Genomic DNA, 23,176 nt, shown 5'->3' on the forward strand with positions numbered 1-23,176 from the left:
TATCTTAGTTTAAGACTTTTTTTAAAAAATTCCCACTTAGTACGTAAACGACATTTATTGTCGTTAGCGTTCGCTAAGATAAATTTGTATTTAAAATAATTTGATAAGGGGATTTAAATATGAAAAAGTATTATGGACCAATTGTTTTGGGCTTAGCCGCATTGACTCTCGGGGCTGCTACAACACAAGTGACAGCACACGCTGAAGATAATAGCGACGAAGGAACACAAGTGGGTACTCCAGCCAAAAGTGAGGGAACGACAGAGGATAAAGGAGAACAAATCGAAACTTCTGTTGAAAGTGATATTCAAAAAGAATTGAATCAAGAGATTGCTTCTATTGATGATATGATTTCATCCGGCAATTATAAAGCCGAACAAATTACTACTCTTAAGAATGCAAAAGAAGAGTATACGAAGAAAGCAGCCACCGCAAAAAATGATCAAGATAGACAAGCCATTTATGATGACCTTGCTAGTTCAATAGTAAATAATGATAACATTGCCTATACAGTAGAATTGCCTACTAATGCTATTGTCAGTGGTACAAAAGAAAAGGTTGTGATTCCAGCCAAATCAGTTGTTGTGTATGCTGGAGAGACTCAAACTAATTATGTTGAGTTGCCTAATGGTTATGCTCCAGTTAGTCAACCTAAAGGAATTTCGGCTGAGGTAAAAGTATCAGTAAGTAATGATGGAAAGGTTACTTTCAGCGGTGATGTAGATAAAAATAATAATTTAACTGTAGTTGATACTATTACTCCAGCTAGTTTGAAAAAAGATATTGATGAAGATTTATATCTTTCTACTGTCTACACAAGCTCTGATAAAAAAGATGAATTAGCTAAACTTAATAATAGTTATAAACAAGAATTAACAACCATTCAAAATAAGGTTTCTGCTGAAAATGTCGATGCCAAGACGCTACATACTTTAAGCGATGAAGCCAAATCTGTCGTTGATAAATATACTAATGATATTACCCTTAGTGAAACAACAGCTCAATTTGGTGTTCCTGCCTTAAAAGGTGGATCAGTTACCTTTAGATTCAGAAATGAATTTATAACTGTTAAGTATAACGAAGATGCTACAAAACTAGTATCAGCCGAAGTAACTGATAAAAATGGTAATAAGGTAAAGTCTAATACTAAGTTGATAGCTTCAGTTGGATTAAGTAGTTTTAATGGTCCTGATTCTGTAAAGAATACTAATGAGCCACTTTCAAATACAAATACTAATACCAACAATAGTAGCAATAATAACTCTACCAAACCAGATACCAATACAAATACAGAAACAACACCAAACAAGTCAGTTTCTGATCATGTCACAACTTTCTATGTCTTACCAAATAATCCTGTAACTCTATTTGATGGTAATGGAAGTAAATTAACTAATCGTGTTCTTGGCGGTAATTCATTATGGCGTGCTGACAAATTAATGTCACTTGATGGTGTTAATTATTTACGCGTTGCTACAAACGAATGGGTTAAGTTAGATAATGGTTTGGAAGTTAATCCCCTTAAACAAACTATTACTACTAATAAACAAGCGCACCTATACACTGGAAAAGGTAAACTTATTACTAACCGTGTCTTAGGTAATAACACAGCTTGGTTAACTGACCAATCAGCCACAATCGATGGTCAAACAATGTATCGTGTTGCTACAAATGAATGGCTCAGTGCTAACGATATTAAATAATTTCTAGAAAATGCTATAACCCCAAAATCGAGAAAATCCGATATAAATTCGTAAGAATTTTATATCGGATTTTTTTTAAAATTTTCGTTGACAATTTTTGTGGTCAATAGGTATAATAATATAGTTGTTTCAAGCAAGGAACACTATGGAGGATTAGCTCAGCTGGGAGAGCATCTGCCTTACAAGCAGGAGGTCACAGGTTCGAACCCTGTATCCTCCATTAAGCAAAATGCTTAGTGGAAATCATTTAGTTTTTTGCGGGTGTGGCGGAATTGGCAGACGCGCTAGATTTAGGTTCTAGTGTCCAGTGGACATGAAGGTTCAAGTCCTTTCACCCGTATTGATAATTGGTCTTGCAAAAGGATTAATTATTGTGTATTATGTTAGATGTCGTTTGGCATAATGCCGACTTAGCTCAGTTGGCAGAGCATCTGTCTTGTAAACAGGGGGTCGGAGGTTCGAATCCTCTAGTCGGCATAGTCATAATGCGGAAGTAGTTCAGTGGTAGAACATCACCTTGCCATGGTGGGGGTCGCGGGTTCGAATCCCGTCTTCCGCTTAGAGAGGTTTCGGGAAATAGCTCAGCTTGGTAGAGCGTCACGTTCGGGGCGTGAAGGCCGCAAGTTCGAATCTTGTTTTCCCGATTCCATGATAAGTTTAAAAGGGTAATTAATTCTGAAAATGAATTGATTACCTTTTTTCGTTCTCTAAAGATTTTTTTGAAGTCAGGAATCAATTATAAATCTCGTGAATGTGTTAGGATTCTATTGGAGGCAAAATCTGAAGAATTATTAACTTTTTTATATTTTGCAAGATGAAATAATTGCTTTTTTTTGAAACATAATTATACTTTCTAAACAGACACTTAAAAAGTAGAGGTAACATTAATGGACAAAGTATTTACCGAAAGCGCCAAGAATGCACTAGTTTTAGCTCAAGAACAAGCCAATACATTTCATCATAATGCCGTTGGTACAGAACATATTCTACTTGGGTTAGTAATGGAAAATGATGGTATTGCCGGTATTACTTTGAGAGATCTAGCTGTAAGTGATCGAGATGTTGAAGAGGAGATTGAACATCTGACAGGTTATGGGGATGTCTCATCTAATACCGCTAAAGGAATTTATTTACCATATTCCCCTAAGGGACAAATGATTTTGAGCAATGCGGAAGAAGATTCTAACCTATATAAGGCTAACCGTATTGGTACAGAACATATTTTATTAGCAATTCTTGATGATGCTGATAATTTGGCTAACCGTATTTTGGTTAATTTAGGATTGAGCCTATCTAAGACTAAATCTTTACTATTAAGTAAAATGGGTATGTCAAACAAGGCTGCGCGTCGTGGCTTTGCTTCTAACTTAAATAAACAAAAGAATCAACAATCACAAGGTGGAACTCCAACATTGGATTCTCTAGCTCGTGATTTGACTAAACTAGCTCGTGATAATCAAATCGATCCTGTTATTGGTCGTAAAAAAGAAGTTGATCGAACTATCCAGATCTTGAGCCGTCGTACAAAGAATAATCCTGTTCTAGTCGGTGAACCTGGTGTTGGTAAGACAGCAATTGCTGAGGGATTAGCTATTGCTATCATTAAAAAAGAAGTTCCATTAGATATGCAAAACAAACGTATCATGATGTTAGATATGGGATCATTAGTAGCCGGTACTAAATATCGTGGTGAGTTTGAAGATCGTTTAAAGAAAATTATTAAAGAAATTTACGAAGACAAGCACGTTATTCTCTTTATTGATGAATTACATACGTTGATTGGTGCTGGTGGTGCTGAAGGTGCAATTGACGCATCTAATATTTTAAAACCTGCCTTAGCTCGTGGTGAGTTGCAATTGATCGGTGCAACAACATCTAATGAGTATCAAAAGTACATTGAAAAGGATACAGCTTTAGAGCGTCGTTTTGCTAAAGTCTACGTTGAAGAGCCTAGTGCGGAAGATTCTGTTAAGATTTTGACAGGACTTCGTCCAAGATATGAACAGCATCATGGCTTGACAATTTCTGATGAAGCTGTTGAAGCAGCAGTTCGTCTTTCTACACGTTACTTAACCAATCGTTTCTTACCAGATAAGGCTATTGACTTAATGGATGAAGCTTCGGCTAAGGTTAGAATCCACAATGTATCTAAGAATAACAAACTTGAAGAATTATCTAATCAAGCTTTGAAATTGATGGATGACAAGAATAACGCAATTTTGGATCAAGACTTTGAAAAAGCCGCTAAGATTCGTGAACAAGAACAAACTGTTCAAGCTGAAATTGCTAAGTTAAACGACAAGAAATCAACACAAAAGAAGCCTGTTGTAACAGCAGATGATATTGCAGAGATTATTGCCGAATGGACTGGGGTTCCAGTTAAGCAAATCACTCGTAAAGAGAGTGAGAAGTTACTTAACCTTGAAAAAGAACTTCATAAACGTGTTATTGGTCAGGATAATGCTATTAATGCCGTTTCACGAGCAATTCGTCGTGCTAGAAGTGGAATGAAAGATCCTAATCGTCCAATCGGTTCATTTATGTTCTTAGGACCTACTGGTGTTGGTAAGACTGAATTAGCTAAATCAATTGCTGAAGTAATGTTTGGTTCTGAAGACAATCTGATTCGTGTTGATATGTCAGAATACATGGAACAATACAGTACTTCTAAGCTGATTGGTTCAGCTCCTGGATATGTTGGCTTTGATGACGGTGGTCAATTGACAGAGAAGGTTAGAAATGAACCTTACTCAGTTGTTCTACTTGATGAAGTTGAAAAGGCCCATCCAGATGTTTTCAATATTCTATTGCAAGTTCTTGACGATGGTATCTTAACGGATGCTAAAGGTCGTAAAGTTGATTTCCGAAACACTATTATTATCATGACTTCTAACCTTGGTGCTAGATCGCTAGAAGATGACAAATCAGTTGGTTTTGGTGCTAAAGATGTTCACGATGACTTTAAGGAAATGCAGGAACGTATCAATACAGAATTGAAACGCTTCTTCCGTCCTGAATTTTTGAACCGTATTGATGAAACAATCATCTTTAAGGCTCTAGATAAAGAACAACTTAAGGATATTGCTAAGATTATGAGCAATAACTTGAGAAAACGTCTTGCTGAAAGAGAAATTAAGTTAGTTATCACGCCAACAGCTTATAGTGATTTGGTAAAAGATGGCTATAATCCTGAATATGGTGCTCGTCCAATGAGAAGAACCATCCAAAGAGAAATTGAAGATCCAGTCAGTGAACAATTACTTATGGGGAACGTTAAAGCCGGTGATTCAATTAAGGTTGGCTCTAAGAAAGGGAAGTTAACTGTTACAGTTGACAGTCCTAATAGTAAAGAAGCAGTATCTAATCAAAAATAATAGACTTGACTATTGACAAGAAGAGTGCTTAAGTGTATTATTTCTTTTGGGATTCATAGTTCAAATTGCAGACCGCGATCTATTGTCCGTGGTTATGCTAAATAAAAAACACAAAAATAGATTTTCGTTTCTATTTTTGGTTTTTTTTTGCCTTAAAACAGGTTTTAAAACCGTTTACAGGTAATTTGTAATCAAATTGTAATATTTGAGGTCTGGATTTGAACAAAATATATGTTGAGGTGAAAAATTTGACTTATCATAACGTTAATTATGGTGCACACCGTGTTCGTCGTAGTTATGCAAAGATCAAGGAAGTACTTCCACTGCCAAATTTGATTGACATCCAAACAAACTCTTATAAATGGTTCTTAGACGAAGGACTAAAAGATATGTTTGACGATATTATGCCAATTGATGATTTTGCTGGAAACCTTTCTTTGGAATACGTCGGTTACAAGTTACTAGAACCAAAATATACTGTTGAAGAAGCTAGAGCACATGACGCTAACTTCTCAGCACCATTACATGTAACATTGAAATTGACTAATCATGAAACTGGTGAAATCAAGACACAAGATGTTTTCTTTGGTGATTTCCCTATCATGACTGATGAAGGAACTTTCATCATCAACGGTGCTGAACGTGTTATTGTTTCTCAATTAGTACGTTCACCTGGTATTTACTACAATCAAGACACAGATAAAAATGGTCGTGAGAACTATGGTACAACTGTTATTCCTAACCGTGGTGCATGGTTGGAATTTGAAACAGATGCCAAAGGTCTTGGCTATGTAAGAATCGATAGAACTAGAAAATTACCTATTTCTGAATTAGTTAGAGCTCTTGGCTTTGGTAGTGATTCAGAAGTTCTTGATATTTTTGGTGAAAACGATACTTTAAACCTAACACTTGAAAAAGATGTTCATAAAGATACAAATGATTCGCGTGTTGAAGAAGCCTTGAAGGATATCTATGAAAGACTCCGTCCTGGTGAACCAAAGACTGCAGATAGTTCTCGTTCATTGCTATATGCTAGATTCTTTGATCCACGTCGTTATGACTTAGCTCCTGTTGGTCGTTACAAGATCAATAAGAAGTTAAACCTTAAGACAAGACTTTTGAACAAGACTTTGGCTGAAACATTAGCTGACCCTGATACAGGTGAAGTTGTTTTAGCTAAGGATACTCTAATTGACCGCGATGCTATGAACAAATTGAGTCCATATCTTGAAAGAGATGATTTCAAGACAGTTACATTGACTCCTTCTGATGAAGGTGTTCTAACAGACCCAATTACTGTTCAAATCATCAAAGTTTATTCAGAAGCTGACAATGAAAAAGTTGTTAATATTATTGGTAACGGTCATATTCCAGAAGAAAACCGTACAATTACACCAGCCGATATTTTAGCCGGTATTAACTACTTCTTAAACTTGAAGGAAAACATCGGTACAACAGATGATATTGATCACTTGGGTAACCGTCGTATTCGTTCAGTTGGTGAATTGCTACAAAACCAATTCCGTATTGGTCTATCACGTATGGAACGTGTTGTACGTGAAAGAATGTCAATTCAAGATTCAGCTACTGTAACACCTCAACAATTGATTAATATCAGACCAGTTGTTGCTTCAATTAAGGAATTCTTTGGTTCATCACAATTGTCACAATTCATGGATCAAACTAATCCACTTGGAGAACTAGAACATAAGCGTCGTCTATCAGCTCTTGGACCTGGTGGTTTGACTCGTGATCGTGCCGGATATGAAGTTCGTGATGTTCACTATACTCACTATGGTCGTATGTGTCCTATTGAAACACCAGAAGGTCCTAATATCGGACTTATTAATAACTTGGCTTCATACGCTATTATTAATAAATATGGTTTCATCGAAACACCATATCGTCGTGTTTCATGGGATACTCACAAAGTAACTGATAAGATCGATTACTTAACTGCTGACGAAGAAGATAACTATGTTGTTGCTCAAGCTAATACACCATTGGAAGATGATGGTTCATTTACAGACAACACAATCTTGGCTCGTCACAAAGATGACAACATTGAAACTACTCCAGAAAAAGTCGATTACATGGACGTTTCTCCTAAGCAAGTAGTTTCTGTAGCTACTGCATGTATTCCTTTCTTGGAAAATGATGATTCGAACCGTGCCTTGATGGGTGCTAATATGCAACGTCAAGCTGTTCCTTTGATCAATCCACATGCACCACTTGTTGGTACTGGTATGGAATATATCGCTGCTCATGATTCTGGTGCTGCTCTATTAGCCGATCATGATGGTGTTGTTGAATATGTTGATGCTAAGAAAGTTACTATCAAACGTGACGAAGACGGCACAACAGATACTTATAAGGTAACTAAATTCCGTCGTTCAAATAATGGTAAGAGTTACAACCAAAGACCTATTGTCCACAAGGATGAAAAGATCAAGAAGGGTGATATCATTGCCGATGGTCCTGCTATGGAAAATGGTGAGTTAGCCCTTGGTCAAAACCCACTTATTGCCTTTATGACATGGAATATGTATAACTACGAAGATGCTATCGTACTTTCAGAAAAACTAGTACGTGAAGATGCATATACTTCAATTCATATTGAAGAGTATGAATCAGAAGCACGTGATACAAAGCTTGGACCTGAAGAAATCACACGTGAAATTCCTAACGTTGGTGAAGATTCACTTAAGGATCTTGATGAATTCGGTATTATCCGTGTTGGTGCTGAAGTTCGTGATGGTGATATCTTAGTTGGTAAAGTTACACCTAAGGGTGTTACAGAACTATCAGCTGAAGAGAGATTGTTACATGCTATCTTTGGTGAAAAAGCTCGTGAAGTTCGTGATACTTCACTTCGTGTACCACATGGTGGTGGCGGAATTATCCAAGATGTTAAGGTCTTCACTCGTGAAGCCGGAGACGAACTTGATCCTGGTGTTAACATGTTAGTTCGTGTTTACATTGCTCAAAAGCGTAAGATTCAAGTTGGTGATAAGATGTCTGGTCGTCATGGTAACAAGGGTACTGTTTCAATCGTTGTACCAGAAGAAGATATGCCTTACATGCCAGATGGTACTCCAGTAGATATCCTATTGAACCCAATGGGTGTTCCATCACGTATGAATATCGGACAAGTTCTTGATCTTCATTTAGGTATGGCTGCTAGAAAACTTGGTATCCACGTTTCAACACCTGTTTTCGATGGTGTAAGTAATGATGAACTTTGGGACATTGTTAAAGAAGCTGATATGGATACAGATGGTAAGTCAATTCTTTATGATGGACGCACTGGTGAACCATTCAAGAACCGTGTATCAGTTGGTGTCATGTACTACTTGAAACTAGCTCACATGGTTGATGATAAACTTCATGCTCGTTCAATCGGACCATACTCACTAGTTACTCAACAACCACTTGGTGGTAAAGCACAATTTGGTGGTCAGAGATTTGGTGAAATGGAAGTTTGGGCCCTTGAAGCTTACGGTGCCGCATATACACTTCAAGAAATCTTGACATACAAGTCAGATGATATTGTTGGTCGTGTAAAGACTTATGAAGCTATCGTTAAGGGTGAAAGTATTCCTAAACCTGGTGTTCCTGAATCATTCCGTGTTCTTGTCAAAGAACTACAAGCTCTTGGATTGGACATGAAAGTTCTAGATGCACATAAGAAGGAAATTGAACTTAGAGATATGGATGATGACGAAGATACAGTTAGTGTCGATGCCTTATCTAAATTCGCTAAACAACAAGAACAAAAACGTGCTGAAGAAGAAGCTAAAAAGCTTGAAGCATCAAAGGATTCAACTGAAACTAGTACAAAGTCAGAAAACTAGTTAAAACTGTAGGGAGGTTACCTTTTGATAGACGTTAATAAATTCGATAGTATGCAAATTGGTTTAGCATCTCCTGATAAGATTCGTAGTTGGTCTTATGGAGAAGTTAAGAAACCAGAAACTATTAACTACCGTACTTTAAAACCAGAAAAAGATGGTCTATTCGATGAAAGAATCTTTGGACCAACTAAAGACTGGGAATGTGCCTGTGGTAAGTACAAACGTATCCGTTATAAGGGTATTGTTTGTGACCGCTGTGGTGTTGAAGTTACTCGTTCAAAAGTTCGTCGTGAACGTATGGCTCATATTGAACTAGCAGCTCCTGTATCACATATTTGGTACTTTAAGGGAATCCCATCACGTATGGGACTCGTATTGGACATGAGTCCAAGAAACTTGGAAGAAGTAATCTACTTTGCATCATATGTAGTTATTGATCCTGGTGAAACAGATCTAGAAAAGAAACAATTATTGACTGAAACAGAATATCGTAAGAAGCGTGAAGAATTTGGTAACAAATTCGTCGCTGAAATGGGTGCCGAAGGTATTCGTGATCTTCTAAGACAAGTTGATATGGATTCTGAAGTTAAAGAGTTACGTGAAACATTGAAGTCCGCTCAAGGTCAAAAACGTACACGTGCTATCAGACGTTTGGATATTTTAAGTGCCTTCCAAAAATCAGGTAATAAACCTGAATGGATGGTAATGGAAGCAATTCCTGTTATTCCACCTGATCTTCGTCCTATGGTTCAACTAGAAGGTGGCCGTTTTGCTACTTCTGACTTGAACGATTTGTATCGTCGTGTTATTAACCGTAACAACCGTTTGAAGAGATTGTTAGATCTACATGCTCCTAACATCATTGTTCAAAACGAAAAACGTATGTTGCAAGAAGCTGTTGATGCCTTGATCGATAATGGTCGTCGTGGCCGTCCTGTTACAGGACCTGGTAACCGTCCATTGAAGTCACTATCACATATGCTTAAAGGTAAGCAAGGACGTTTCCGTCAAAACTTACTTGGTAAACGTGTTGATTACTCAGGACGTTCAGTTATCGATGTTGGACCTACATTGAAGTTCTATCAATGTGGATTGCCTCGTGAAATGGCTTTGGAATTGTTCAAACCATTCGTTATGCATGAACTTGTTAAGCGTGAAATTGCTTCTAACGTCAAGAATGCTAGAAGAAAGATTGATCGCCAAGATGATGACATTTGGGATGTACTAGAAGACGTTATCAAAGAACGTCCAGTATTACTTAACCGTGCTCCTACGCTTCATAGACTAGGTATTCAAGCCTTTGAACCTGTATTGGTTGATGGTAAGTCAATTCGTTTGCATCCACTTGCTTGTGAAGCTTACAATGCCGATTTTGATGGTGATCAGATGGCTATCCATGTGCCACTATCAGATGAAGCTCAAGCTGAAGCACGTATGTTAATGCTTGCTGCTCACCATATCCTTGCTCCTAAAGATGGTAAACCTATCGTTACACCTTCACAGGATGTTGTTTTAGGTAACTACTATCTAACAATTGAAACAAGACATATGACTGGTGAAGGTAAGATCTTCAAAGATTCCAACGAAGTTCAAACAGCTTTGCTAAATGGTGATGTTCATTACCATACAAGAATTGGTATTGCTGTTGATTCAATGCCTAATAAGCCATTCAAGGATGATCAAAGAGATAAAGTTATGATTACTAGTGTTGGTAAAGTAATCTTTAACGAAATTCTTCCAGAAGATTTCCCATACTTGAATGAACCAACTGATGACAATTTAAAGAATGGTGTTCCTGACAAATACTTCCTAGGTAAAGGTGAAGATATTCATCAACGTCTTGATGAAATGGATCTAGTAGATCCACTTAAGAGTGGTTATCTATCAGATATCATTGCCCAAATCTTTAAAGTATATCGTGTTCAAAGAACATCATCACTTCTTGATGATATGAAAGAATTAGGTTACACAATTTGTACACTATCTGGTTTAACAGTTGGTGTTACAGATGTTCCTAACTTAACTCAAAAACCTGAAATTGTTGAAAAGGCTCACAAACAAGTTGCTTCAATCTCTAAGCAATTCCGTCGTGGTCTTATCACTGACAACGAACGACATGATCGTGTTATTAGTGTTTGGAACGATACAAAGGATGAAATTCAACAATTGTTGATCGATTCATTTGATCCTACAAACCCTATCTCAATGATGTCTGATTCCGGTGCTCGTGGTAACATCTCAAACTTTACACAACTAGCTGGTATGCGTGGACTTATGGCTGCTCCTAATGGTGGTATGATGGAAATCCCTGTTATTTCTAACTTCCGTGAAGGACTATCTGTCATGGAAATGTTCATGTCAACCCACGGTGCTCGTAAAGGTATGACTGATACAGCCTTGAAGACTGCTAACTCAGGTTACTTAACACGTCGTTTAGTTGATGTTGCTCAAGATGTTATTGTTCGTGAAGAAGATTGTGGTACTGACCGTGGACTTGTTGTAAGTTCAATCATGGAAGGTACAGATATGATCGAACCATTGTATGACAGACTTGTTGGTCGTTATACACAAAAGACAGTTAAAGATCCTAAGACAGGCGAAGTTATCGTACCTCGTGGTGTCATGATGGATGAAACAATGGCTCAAAAGGTCGTTGATGCTGGTGTTACACACGTTACAATTCGTTCAGCATTCACATGTGATACAAAGCATGGTGTATGTAAGAAATGTTACGGTCGTAACCTTGCTACTGGTGAAGAAGTTGAAATTGGTGAAGCAGTTGGTACTGTTGCTGCTCAATCAATCGGTGAACCAGGTACACAATTAACTATGCGTAACTTCCATACCGGTGGTGTTGCTGGTGGTGACGATATTACTCAAGGACTTCCTCGTGTTCAAGAAATTGTTGAAGCTAGAAATCCTAAAGGTCTTGCCGTTATTTCAGAGGTTGATGGTACAATTACAGCCATCGATGAAAATCCAGCAGAACACACCAAGGAAATTACTGTTCAAGGTGATATTGATACTAGAACATATAGTGTTCCTTATACATCAAGTGTTGCGGTTGCCGAAGGTGATCACGTTAAACGTGGTGGTAAGTTAACACAAGGTTCAATTGATCCTAAGGAATTGATCAAAGTTACAAACGTTCTACATACAGAAAACTACTTGCTTGCTGAAGTTCAAAAGGTTTACCGTATGCAGGGTGTTGATATCTCTGATAAGCACTTTGAGGTTATGGTTAGACAAATGCTTAGAAAGATCCGTATTCTTGATCCTGGTGATACAGATGTATTGCCTGGTCAATTGATGGATATTTCACAATTTACTGACCATAACCGTGAAACATTGTTCAATGGTGGTATTCCTGCTACTGGACGTCCAGTACTTCTTGGTATTACTAAGGCTTCTCTTGAAACAAACAGTTTCTTGTCAGCCGCTTCCTTCCAGGAAACAACAAGAGTTCTTACTGATGCTTCAATTCGTGGTAAGAATGATCCACTTCTTGGACTTAAGGAAAATGTTATTATTGGTAAACTTATTCCTGCCGGTACTGGTATGGCTAAGTACAACCATATGGAACCAAAGAAGACTGGCCCTATGGCAGATAACTCTTTGAATGGTGCCTACACAATTTCTGACATCGAAGCTCAAATGAAAGCTGAAGATGCAGCTAAATCAGAAAAATAGTAATAAATGAAAAAGACGGCCGATGAGGTCGTCTTTTTTTGTATAATGATGTTATTGATAGAAAATTTGGGAGGGTATGTATTTTGCAAAAACAAGAATTATCTTATGAAGATAGCAAGTTTACTTTAGATACCTATTGGTTGGACCCCATTTCCGATTTTGATGAACCGGTTGATCAACCATTGGCGATTATTTGTCCAGGTGGTGCATTTAAATTTCAGTCGGACCGCGAAGCACAACCAATTGCCATGAAATTCAATGCAGCGGGAATGCACGCTTTAGTTTTACATTATCAATTGATTGAGGATGGCAAAGCTGTTTATCCTTTGGCCTTGCAAGAGATGGCAACAACATTAAACTGGTTGAAGACACAAAGTGAGAGTCATCATATTGATTTGAACAAAGTTGTATTAGTTGGCTTTTCCGCTGGTGGACATGTAGTAGCTAGCTTTAATTCAATTATGTTAAATCCGGATGAACGTAAGAAGATTTTTACAGATGATTTAGAAGTAGAACCATCTGCTAATATATTAGGATATTCAGTTATTGATATGACACTTGGTTGGCCTAAAGATGAAGAATGGTCAATGAAGATTAGTCCGGATATCTATTACTGGCAAGCACAAGAACATCTAACTAAGCATGGTAAACCAACATTCATTTGGCAAACGGTGACTGATGATACAGTCCCAGTTATGAATTCAATTATTTATGCACAAAAAATGGATCTTCTAGAAATTCCTTATGAAATGCATCTTTTTGGTTCAGGTGGTCACGGATTATCACTTTCAACATATGTGACAAAACATCCAGATGGTGGAGACTACAATGTTTATGATGCTAAATGGTGGGAATTATGTGTGAACTGGATGAAGCTCCAAGAAATTTTGCCTAAGTTCTAATTACAAAGATCAGATAGAATATGCCTGTTGAAACAGTGAGATAGGGGATAAATCTATATGATCTTTTTTTATTGAAAAGAAATTGAATAATACATAATAGGCAGGCAAGTATAGTTATTCTCAGCACATCACTTAGATCAAAGATAAGCGCCAATAATGCCAGAATTTCAATATCGCCTAAACCAATCAAAGAATGATTGTTTAAAAGTAGTAAGGATAGGTAGATAATAACCGCCGTTAGAAGATGGATTGTGGAAAAGTGCCAAATAACTGTTGGCAAAGCCAGTAAGTAGAAGATGGGGTAGATGTAGCCATAAAAGGCATCACTAAAGCTTAGAATAATTAGCATTAAAAATAATGGTAGATAATTTAGTGTGCCAAATTGTACTGTTAATAGAAGAAAGATACCTCCAATGAATTCTTGGAGTGGGTTAAATAAATCAATTTGATTTTTACAGTTAGAGCATTTACCATGAACTATGAAATAACCCGCTATAGGGATGATTTCATACCACTGTAGAATTCTGTGACAGTAATCACATCTTGAACGTCTGGTGCAGCTGATATTTGGATAATCTTGTGCGATTACTTTTAGAAAGGAGATAATGCAAGCTCCTAGAATAAAGACAGTTACTTGTAAAAAAAGTTCCATTTTTAATCACCTCGTTTTAAATTACGGGAAAATTGTGGATAACTTTTGCGGGATTACGTTGACATGGCTTTTTATAGATGGTATTCTAATAGACGTGCTTTTATTGGCAGCAATAATAGTTTGTTTATTTAAATATAAGCTCATAACGTACGCCACTAACGTGGTTTATTATTTTACAAAATTATGAACCACCTGGATGTGTGTACTTAAATTTTTAGGAGGAACTTTGAATGCCTACAATTAATCAATTAGTTCGCAAAGGCCGTAAGTCAACAGTATCTAAATCAGATGCTCCTGCATTGAACTTTGGCTACAATAGTATGAAGAAAGTTGCTACAAAGAACCCAGCCCCACAAAAACGTGGTGTTGCAACTCGTGTCGGAACAATGACACCTAAGAAACCTAACTCAGCTTTACGTAAGTATGCCCGTGTTAGATTATCAAACCTTATTGAAGTAACAGCATATATCCCTGGTATTGGCCACAACCTACAAGAGCATAGTGTTGTCCTTGTCCGTGGTGGACGTGTAAAGGATCTACCTGGTGTTCGTTATCACGTTGTTCGTGGTGCCTTAGATACAGCCGGTGTTGATGGACGTATGCAAAGTCGTTCAAAATATGGTGCTAAGAAGCCTAAGAAATAACAATAAATAATCATTCTTAATGAAATAATGTAATAACGGAGGAATTTTTTATGCGTAAAGGTAGAGCTCCAAAACGTGATGTTTTGCCAGATCCAATGTACAACTCAAAGCTAGTAACTCGTTTGATTAACCACTTGATGTATGATGGTAAAAGAGGTACTGCTTCAACAATTTTATATCGTGCATTCGATATTATTAAGGATAAGACAGGTAACGAACCATTGGACGTGTTTGAAGAAGCAATGAACAATGTTATGCCTGTACTTGAAGTTAAGGCTCGCCGTATCGGTGGTTCTAACTATCAAATTCCTATCGAAGTTCGTCCAGATCGTCGTACAACTCTTGGACTTCGTTGGATCACAAGCTATGCACGTCTACGTGGTGAACACACAATGGACGAACGTCTAGCTAATGAAATTATGGATGCAGCAAACAATACTGGTGCAGCTGTTAAGAAACGTGAAGATACACATAAGATGGCCGATGCTAACCGTGCATTCGCTCACTATCGCTGGTAGGATCTAGTTACATAAACTAGTTAATTTGAGAGGAGAAACAATTATTCATGGCTAATAAACGTGAATTTCCACTAGAAGATACCCGTAACATTGGTATCATGGCCCACATCGATGCCGGTAAAACTACAACTACTGAACGTATCTTGTACTATACTGGTAAGATCCATAAAATTGGTGAAACACATGATGGTGCTTCACAAATGGACTGGATGGCTCAAGAACAAGAACGTGGTATTACTATCACATCAGCTGCTACAACTGCTGAATGGAAGAACAACCGTATCAATATTATTGATACTCCAGGACACGTTGACTTCACAATCGAAGTTGAACGTTCACTCCGTGTTCTAGATGGTGCTATTACAGTTCTTGATGCTCAATCAGGTGTTGAACCACAAACAGAAAATGTTTGGCGTCAAGCCTCAACATACGGTGTTCCAAGAATCGTCTTTGTTAACAAGATGGATAAAATCGGTGCTAACTTTGATTACTCTGTAGAAACATTGCATGAAAGACTAGATGCTAACGCACATGCTATTCAAATGCCTATTGGTGCCGAAGACAAATTCGAAGGTGTTATCGACTTGATCGAAATGAAAGCCGACCTTTATGACGAAGATGAATTAGGTACAAAATGGGATACAGTTGATGTTCCTGAAGAATATCGTGCTGAAGCTGAAAAGAGACGTGCTGAATTAGTTGAATCAGTTGCTGATGTTGATGATGACATCATGGAGAAGTATCTTGAAGGTGAAGAAATCAGTAATGATGAACTTCGCTCAGCTATCCGTAAAGCAACAATCAACTTGAAGTACTTCCCAGTTCTTGCAGGTTCTGCCTTCAAGAATAAGGGTGTTCAAATGTTGATGGATGCCGTTGTTGACTATCTACCATCACCACTTGATGTACGTCCTTACAAGGCTACAAATCCTAAGGATGATTCAGAAGTTGAACTTATGGCTGATGACAGCAAGCCATTTGCTGGTTTAGCATTTAAGATCGCTACTGACCCATTCGTTGGTCGTTTGACATACATTCGTGTATACAGAGGTTCTCTAGAATCTGGTTCTTATGTCTTGAACTCAACAAAAGACAAACGTGAACGTGTTGGTCGTTTGCTACAAATGCATTCTAACCACCGTAAGGAAATCCCAGAAGTATTCTCAGGTGATATCGCTGCTGTTATCGGTTTGAAGAATACTACAACTGGTGATTCTCTAACTGATCCTTCAGATCCATTGATTCTTGAATCATTGGATATTCCAGATCCAGTTATCCAAGTTTCTATCGAACCTAACTCAAAGGAAGATAGAGATAAGATGGATATTGCCATCCAAAAACTATCTGAAGAAGATCCTACATTCCAAGCTGAAACAAATCCTGAAACTGGTGAAACTCTTATCGCCGGAATGGGTGAATTGCACTTGGATATCATGGTTGACCGTATGAAACGTGAATTTAACGTTGCATGTAAGGTTGGTGAACCTCAAGTTGCTTACCGTGAAACATTTACACAACAAACAAGTGCTCAAGGTAAGTTCGTTCGTCAATCTGGTGGTAAAGGTCAATATGGTGATGTTTGGGTTGAATTCACACCTAATGAAGAAGGTAAAGGCTTCGAATTCGAAGATGCTATCGTCGGTGGTGTTGTTCCTCGTGAATACATCCCTTCAGTAGAACAAGGATTGAAAGAAGCTATGGAAAACGGTGTTCTTGCCGGTTATCCATTGATCGATGTTAAGGCTAAGTTGTATGATGGTTCATACCACGAAGTCGATTCATCTGAAGCTGCCTTCAAGATTGCCGCTTCAATGTCTCTACGTAACGCATCTAAGACTGCTGGTGCCGTAATTCTTGAACCTATTATGAAGGTTGAAATTGTTACACCAGAATCATACTTAGGTGATGTTATGGGACAAGTTACTGCTCGTCGTGGACGTGTTGAAGGAATGGAAGCACGTGGTAATGCACAACTTATCAATGCCTTTGTTCCACTTGCAGAAATGTTTGGTTACGCTACAACACTTCGTTCAGCAACACAAGGTCGTGGTACATTTACAATGACAATGGATCACTACGAAAAGGTTCCTAAGTCTATTCAAGCTGATATTATCAAGAAGAATGGCGGAAACCCTGACGCTGACTAATAATTAGTGAATAAAACTAAAAAGCACAATAACATTTGTTATTGTGCTTTTTTTTGTGCATTAATTAAAATCTGAAACTTTGAGTTCGATCTCGACGATAAACTGAAATTAGTAAACTTACGGCGATGAATGCAAAAATAATTGTTTCTACAATAGTGAATAGAGCATCAACGCTAGTAACTTTACCAGACATCATTTCACCTGATGTAGTAAAAGCAAGAGTGTCTAATAATGTATGAAAGATAACCGGAAGATAGAAGAGGTTAGTGTATAGGTAAATACCACACATTAGTAATCCCATACCAGAGGCAAAGATGACTTGATCAATCGTATTGGCTAAACTTTGACCAGCAGAGACATTACTTAAATGAATGATCCCAAAACATAGACTGCTTAGGATAGCTGCATAAAATATTTTAAAACGGAAATTTTTAAAAGCAGCCAATAGTACGCTTAGAAAAACGTAACGGAATAAAAGCTCTTCAGCAATTCCTGCCTCTAATCCACTTAAAAGATAACGGATGTTAAAATTAGCACCTTTGAAGTTAAACGTATAAAGTGAACTGACCAAACTTTTACCACCACCAAATGCATTCCACATCGTAAACCAGACACATAATAATAGTAGAAAGATTAACACTTTCCAATTGGTACGACGGTCTAATCGCATGTGGGGGTAAGAATAACCCCACTTCCGCATCATTATCAAAACCATTATTAGAAAAACAAGTGTTCCAAGAAATCTGGAGTCAGTTACGATACTAATAAAAGGATTGAAACCAAGAATAGTTCCATAAGTGACAATGCTAACAGTTCCCATGGCAATTACAGCGAAAGCAAAAGTCGCTAGTAATAACTGTAATATCTTGTTCCTAAATGGAGTGAAGAAAATAACCGTATAAGGAATGTACATTGCCAGTATGGAAACCAGCAATAAACCAATCGAGCTAGGTAAGTTCCAATCATAATAGCGAGTACTGAAACTTATTAAGTAGAAGTATGATTCTGCAATTATGAATGCTTGAAAAAAGAGCTGAAAGACAAAATTAAATCGTTCTGAAAAATTAGTCGGGAGCAATTTAACCTTTAACGCTAAAAGATTTAAAAAAATCGGAATGAATAGATAAAGATTCTGAGTCAAGGCACTGTAGGTGAATATGATAATCGTATTCAGAATAACCTGACCACGGAATAAATATAGATAAAGTTTGTCTTTATTATTTTGTTGAAACCTGTTATTATATCTAAATTCGTAATCGTCCAATATACACCTCCACTTTTATTAGAGTATAGATTAAATTGACTTTTTTAGAAAGCTACTTTAATTTGAAAAAATCCTTGATTTAACTTGAAAATGTGGAGTTCATCGTGTAGTATTATAAGAGTGCTTATTTCGCGGAGAAGTATGTACTTAAATAGATATTATAAATAATATCGACGGTTTAGAAGTGAGAGGTTGCGACACACCCGGCCGCTTTGCCACGGCAGGGCTGGCGGATATTTTCACGGAGCCGGTCATCTTGAAAGAGACAAAAAGGAGGTAACCCCATGGCAAGTCAAAAAATTCGCATTCGCTTAAAGGCTTACGAACATCGTATTCTAGATCAATCAGCTGACAAGATTGTGGAAACTGCAAAAAGAACTGGTGCAACAATTTCAGGACCAATTCCTTTGCCAACAGAGCGTTCACTATATACAGTGTTAGCTTCACCACATAAGCATAAGGATTCTAGAGAGCAATTCGAAATGCGTACACATAAAAGACTTATCGACGTTGTTAACCCAACAAAGAAGACGGTTGATTCACTTATGAAGTTGGATCTACCATCTGGTGTTGACATTGAAATCAAATTATAATTATTAAAAATAAATTATTGGAGGTGCAAACATGGCCAGAAAAGGAATTCTTGGTAAAAAAGTCGGAATGACTCAAATTTTTACTGACAACGGTGAATTAGTTCCCGTTACAGTTGTTGAAGCAACACCTAACGTTGTTATGCAACTTAAAACAGTTGAAAATGATGGTTATGAGGCCGTTCAACTAGGCTTGGGAGATATGCGTGAAGTATTATCAAACAAACCTGCCAAGGGTCATGCAGAAAAGGCAAATACAACTCCTAAACGTTACATTCGCGAATTCCGCGATGTTGAAATGGGAGACTACGAATTAGGTGCAGAAGTTACAGTAGAAGCATTTAATTCTGGTGATGTTGTCGACGTTACAGGAACAACAAAGGGACATGGAATGCAAGGTAATATCAAGAGATTCGGTCAAGCTAGAGGACCTGAAACTCACGGTTCTAGATATCACCGTATTCCTGGTTCAATGGGTGCTATCATTAACCGTGTATTCAAGGGTAAGATGCTTCCAGGACGTATGGGTAACAACCGTGTTACTACACAAAACCTAGAAATCGTCAAAGTTGATACTGAACATAATGCAATTATGATCAAGGGTAATGTACCCGGTGCAAACAAGTCATTAGTTAAAATCCAAACAGCTGTTAAAGCTAATCAAAAATAGGAAGGAGGAAAATGAGTTATGACAAAAATCACAGCTTACAAAGATAACGGTGCTGAAAACGGTAGTGTTGATGTAAAGGATGAAGTTTTTGGTGTTGAACCAAACAACAACGTCGTTACAGATGCAGTTATCATGCAACGTGCATCAATGAGACAAGGTACTCATGATGTTAAGAACCGTTCTGAGGTTCGTGGTGGTGGTAGAAAACCATGGCGTCAAAAAGGTACTGGACGTGCTCGTCAAGGTTCAATTAGATCACCTCAATGGGTAGGTGGTGGTGTCGTATTCGGCCCAACACCAAGATCTTATGCATATCACCTTCCTAAGAAGGTTAGCCGTTTGGCATTGAAGTCTGTTCTTTCACAAAAGGCTGCTGACAGTAACCTAATCGTTATTGACTCAATTTCATACGACAAACCAAGTACAAAAGCTTTCGCACAATTACTAAACAAAGTAGGTGCTGACAATAAAGCTCTTGTAGTTGTTGAAGATGGTAACGACAACGTTGCTTTATCAGCTAGAAACATTGATAAAGTTAAAGTTGTTGCACCAGAAGGTGTTAACGTTCTTGACGTTATTAACGCTAATAAGTTAGTTGTTACACAAGCAGCACTTTCTAAAATTGAGGAGGTGCTTGGATAATGAGCGCAAGAGACGTAATTATTCGCCCTATTATCACTGAAAGCTCAATGGATGCAATGAGCGACAAGAAATATACTTTCGAAGTTGCTTTGGATGCTAACAAGGTTCTTGTTAGACAAGCCGTTGAAGAAATTTTCGGTGTAAAGGTTAAACAAGTAAACATCATGAATGTTTCTGGTAAGAAGAAGCGCCAAGGTCGTTATGTTGGTTTTACTAACAAACGTCGTAAGGCAATTGTTACACTTACTGCTGATTCTGATGAAATTAAGATTTTTGAAGACGAGAAATAAATAAGGAGGTCAAATAATGGCGATTATCAAGTATAAACCAACCACAAACGGTCGTCGTAATATGACAGGTTCTGACTTTTCTGAGATTACTAAAACTACTCCTGAAAAGACACTTCTAGAATCACAAAGCCATACTGCTGGTCGTAACTCATACGGTCATATTACAGTTCGTCACCGTGGTGGTGGACACAAACAAAAATACCGTGTTATTGATTTCAAACGTATCAAAGACGGTGTTAAAGCTACAGTTAAATCTATTGAATACGATCCAAATCGTACAGCTAATATTGCACTAATTCACTATTCAGATGGTGTTAAGTCATATATTTTAGCTCCTAAGGGCCTTGAAGTAGGGCAAATTGTTGAATCTGGTAAAGATGCTGATATCAAACCAGGTAATGCACTTGCACTTGCAGATATTCCTGTTGGTACAGTTATTCACAACGTTGAATTAAAGCCTGGTAAGGGTGGTCAACTAGGCCGTTCTGCTGGTACTTCAGTTCAATTATTAGGTAGAGATGGTAAATATTCACTATTACGTTTACCTTCTGGTGAAGTTCGTATGATTCTTTCAACTTGCCGTGCTACTGTTGGTTCAATTGGTAATGAACAACATGAACTTATTAAGATTGGTAAAGCTGGACGTAAGCGCTGGTTAGGTATGAGACCTACAGTTCGTGGTTCAGTTATGAACCCTAACGATCACCCACATGGTGGTGGTGAAGGTAAAGCTCCTATCGGTCATCCATCACCAATGTCACCATGGGGTAAGAAGACCTTGGGTAAGAAGACTCGTTCATCACATGCCAAATCTGAAAGACTTATCATTCGTCATAGAAAAGGTAAGTAAACTATTCATTAGAATAATATAAGGAGGACATAAGATGAGTCGTAGTTTAAAAAAAGGACCATTCGCTGATGCACACCTTCTAAAGAAGATCGATGCACAAGCAGATTCTGACAAGAAGTCAGTTATCAAGACATGGTCAAGACGTTCAACAATTTTTCCTAGTTTCGTAGGATACACAATCGCAGTTCATGATGGACGTAAGCATGTTCCAGTTTATATTCAAGAAGATATGGTTGGACATAAGTTAGGCGAATTCGTACCTACACGTACTTTCCATGGTCATGGTACTGATGACAAAAAGACAGCACCAGCTAAGAAATAAGAAGGGAGACTTAAATGATGGCAGAACAAGAAATTACATCTGCAACAGCTAGAGTTACTAACGTGCGTATTGCACCTCGTAAGGCTCGCCTTGTTATTGATCTAATCAGAGGCAAAAATGCTGCTGAGGCACTTGCAATTTTGCAATTCACACCAAGAGCAGGCTCTCCAATTATTGCTAAAGCTCTTAAGTCAGCAATTGCAAACGCAGAACATAACTTTGATTTAGATGCACAAAACCTATTCGTCAGTGAAGCTTTCGTTGACGAAGGACCAACTCTAAAACGTTTCCGTCCTAGAGCTAAAGGTTCAGCATCACCAATTAACAAGAGAACAAGTCACATTACAGTTGTAGTAAGTGAAAAAGAATAGTATTGGAGGTAACTTGAGTGGGTCAAAAGATTAATCCAGTCGGATTCCGTGTCGGTGTTATCCGTGACTGGGATGCCAAATGGTATGCAAACAATAAAGACTTTTCAACATTTTTACATGAAGACCTTAGAATTCGTAAGTATATTGAAGACAAACTTTCAAATGCTTCCGTTTCAAGAATCGAAATCGAACGTACTGCAAAGAACGTTACAGTTTCAATTCATACCGCTAAACCTGGTATGGTTATCGGTAAGGGTGGTTCTGAAGTTGAAAAATTACGTAATGAACTAAATAATTTAACTAAGAGAAACATTCACATCAACATCATCGAAATCAAGAAACCTGATTTGGATGCAAAACTTGTTGGTGAAAGTATCGCTCGTCAACTTGAAGCTCGTATTGCTTTCAGACGTGCACAACGTCAAGCAGTTCAACGTTCAAGACGTGCCGGTGCTAAAGGTATCAAGGTACAAATTTCTGGTCGTTTAAACGGTGCCGATATGGCTCGTCGTGAATGGCATACAGAAGGAACTGTTCCTTTGCACACATTGCGTGCTGATATCGATTATGCTTGGGTTGAAGCTAAGACAACTTATGGTAATTTAGGTGTTAAAACTTGGATTTATCGTGGTGAAATTCTTCCAGCTAAGCCACAACATAATGATCAAAAAACTGAAGGGAAAGGAGAATAAT

General features: G+C 37.8%; 18 protein-coding genes and 5 tRNA genes. 21 read left to right on the plus strand and 2 right to left on the minus strand.

Translation table 11 applies throughout. The features are described from left to right. Positions 1 to 119: 119 nt before the first annotated feature. From ATN92_RS17500 to ATN92_RS17545, 10 genes are all read left to right on the plus strand, one after another. On the plus strand, positions 120 to 1,703 hold the full coding sequence (locus tag ATN92_RS17500; protein ID WP_056954409.1) for an SLAP domain-containing protein: 1,584 nt from the start codon (positions 120 to 122) through the stop codon (positions 1,701 to 1,703). Between the two features lie 147 nt (positions 1,704 to 1,850). Beyond that, positions 1,851 to 1,923 (plus strand) — tRNA-Val (locus tag ATN92_RS17505). A gap of 37 nt (positions 1,924 to 1,960) precedes the next feature. Continuing rightward, positions 1,961 to 2,043: transfer RNA gene (locus ATN92_RS17510), tRNA-Leu, on the plus strand. Between the two features lie 64 nt (positions 2,044 to 2,107). Beyond that, a tRNA-Thr gene (locus ATN92_RS17515) sits at positions 2,108 to 2,180 on the plus strand. A gap of 10 nt (positions 2,181 to 2,190) precedes the next feature. Then, a tRNA-Gly gene (locus tag ATN92_RS17520) sits at positions 2,191 to 2,262 on the plus strand. An 11-nt stretch (positions 2,263 to 2,273) separates the two neighbouring features. Further along, positions 2,274 to 2,347: transfer RNA gene (locus tag ATN92_RS17525), tRNA-Pro, on the plus strand. 243 nt (positions 2,348 to 2,590) lie between these two features. Then, positions 2,591 to 5,077 (plus strand): ATP-dependent Clp protease ATP-binding subunit, encoded by a 2,487-nt coding sequence (locus ATN92_RS17530; protein ID WP_056954410.1) that lies wholly within the window; start codon positions 2,591 to 2,593, stop codon positions 5,075 to 5,077. A 248-nt stretch (positions 5,078 to 5,325) separates the two neighbouring features. Continuing rightward, on the plus strand, positions 5,326 to 8,931 hold the full coding sequence (gene rpoB, locus ATN92_RS17535) for a DNA-directed RNA polymerase subunit beta (protein ID WP_056954411.1): 3,606 nt from the start codon (positions 5,326 to 5,328) through the stop codon (positions 8,929 to 8,931). A 24-nt stretch (positions 8,932 to 8,955) separates the two neighbouring features. Continuing rightward, on the plus strand, positions 8,956 to 12,621 hold the full coding sequence (rpoC, locus tag ATN92_RS17540; RefSeq protein WP_056954412.1) for a DNA-directed RNA polymerase subunit beta': 3,666 nt from the start codon (positions 8,956 to 8,958) through the stop codon (positions 12,619 to 12,621). An 83-nt stretch (positions 12,622 to 12,704) separates the two neighbouring features. After that, positions 12,705 to 13,523, plus strand: a complete 819-nt coding sequence (locus ATN92_RS17545; RefSeq protein ID WP_056954413.1) for an alpha/beta hydrolase — start codon at positions 12,705 to 12,707, stop codon at positions 13,521 to 13,523. Here ATN92_RS17545 and ATN92_RS17550 read toward each other — a convergent pair. Next, a complete protein-coding gene (locus ATN92_RS17550) occupies positions 13,513 to 14,175 on the minus strand; it encodes a prepilin peptidase (protein WP_056954414.1) in 663 nt (220 codons plus the stop codon). The genes ATN92_RS17545 and ATN92_RS17550 overlap by 11 nt on opposite strands. A gap of 230 nt (positions 14,176 to 14,405) precedes the next feature. On the opposite strand from ATN92_RS17550, the gene rpsL reads away from it, so the two are divergent. The 3 genes from rpsL to fusA are packed head-to-tail and all read left to right on the plus strand — an operon-like array spanning position 14,406 to position 17,484. Further along, positions 14,406 to 14,819 carry a 30S ribosomal protein S12 gene (rpsL, locus tag ATN92_RS17555; protein ID WP_025084405.1) on the plus strand — a complete coding sequence of 138 codons (414 nt, stop codon included), beginning with the start codon at positions 14,406 to 14,408 and terminating at the stop codon, positions 14,817 to 14,819. Positions 14,820 to 14,869: 50 nt separating this feature from the next. Next, positions 14,870 to 15,337, plus strand: a complete 468-nt coding sequence (gene rpsG, locus ATN92_RS17560) for a 30S ribosomal protein S7 (protein WP_010018510.1) — start codon at positions 14,870 to 14,872, stop codon at positions 15,335 to 15,337. Positions 15,338 to 15,384: 47 nt separating this feature from the next. Further along, a complete protein-coding gene (gene fusA / locus ATN92_RS17565; RefSeq protein WP_056954416.1) occupies positions 15,385 to 17,484 on the plus strand; it encodes an elongation factor G in 2,100 nt (699 codons plus the stop codon). Positions 17,485 to 17,548: 64 nt separating this feature from the next. Here fusA and ATN92_RS17570 read toward each other — a convergent pair whose 3' ends face one another. Then, the gene (locus ATN92_RS17570) at positions 17,549 to 18,748 is read right to left on the minus strand and encodes a CPBP family intramembrane glutamic endopeptidase (RefSeq protein WP_056954417.1); all 1,200 of its coding nucleotides are present in this window, start codon (positions 18,746 to 18,748) and stop codon (positions 17,549 to 17,551) included. Positions 18,749 to 19,032: 284 nt separating this feature from the next. Between ATN92_RS17570 and rpsJ the strand changes: the two genes are divergently transcribed. Genes rpsJ through rpsC form a run of 8 tightly spaced genes read left to right on the plus strand, consistent with a single transcriptional unit; the run spans position 19,033 to position 23,175 of the window. Beyond that, positions 19,033 to 19,341: a 30S ribosomal protein S10 gene (gene rpsJ, locus ATN92_RS17575; RefSeq protein ID WP_025084408.1), complete on the plus strand. Its 309-nt coding sequence runs from the start codon at positions 19,033 to 19,035 to the stop codon at positions 19,339 to 19,341. A gap of 31 nt (positions 19,342 to 19,372) precedes the next feature. Then, complete coding sequence (rplC, locus tag ATN92_RS17580) at positions 19,373 to 20,008, plus strand: 50S ribosomal protein L3 (RefSeq protein ID WP_056954418.1); 636 nt, start codon at positions 19,373 to 19,375, stop codon at positions 20,006 to 20,008. A gap of 18 nt (positions 20,009 to 20,026) precedes the next feature. Continuing rightward, a complete protein-coding gene (rplD, locus tag ATN92_RS17585; protein ID WP_025084410.1) occupies positions 20,027 to 20,650 on the plus strand; it encodes a 50S ribosomal protein L4 in 624 nt (207 codons plus the stop codon). Continuing rightward, positions 20,650 to 20,940: a 50S ribosomal protein L23 gene (gene rplW / locus ATN92_RS17590; protein WP_025084411.1), complete on the plus strand. Its 291-nt coding sequence runs from the start codon at positions 20,650 to 20,652 to the stop codon at positions 20,938 to 20,940. Before rplD ends, rplW begins: the two co-directional genes overlap by 1 nt. Before the next feature lie 16 nt (positions 20,941 to 20,956). Further along, entirely contained in the window at positions 20,957 to 21,790 is an 834-nt protein-coding gene (rplB, locus tag ATN92_RS17595) for a 50S ribosomal protein L2 (protein ID WP_056954419.1), read from the plus strand. A gap of 34 nt (positions 21,791 to 21,824) precedes the next feature. Continuing rightward, positions 21,825 to 22,112 carry a 30S ribosomal protein S19 gene (rpsS, locus tag ATN92_RS17600; RefSeq protein ID WP_025084413.1) on the plus strand — a complete coding sequence of 96 codons (288 nt, stop codon included), beginning with the start codon at positions 21,825 to 21,827 and terminating at the stop codon, positions 22,110 to 22,112. 17 nt (positions 22,113 to 22,129) lie between these two features. Continuing rightward, entirely contained in the window at positions 22,130 to 22,483 is a 354-nt protein-coding gene (gene rplV / locus ATN92_RS17605; protein ID WP_010018520.1) for a 50S ribosomal protein L22, read from the plus strand. A gap of 17 nt (positions 22,484 to 22,500) precedes the next feature. After that, positions 22,501 to 23,175: a 30S ribosomal protein S3 gene (rpsC, locus tag ATN92_RS17610; RefSeq protein ID WP_056954420.1), complete on the plus strand. Its 675-nt coding sequence runs from the start codon at positions 22,501 to 22,503 to the stop codon at positions 23,173 to 23,175. The last annotated feature ends 1 nt before the right edge of the window (position 23,176 follow it).

Source organism: Companilactobacillus bobalius, from assembly GCF_009764355.1.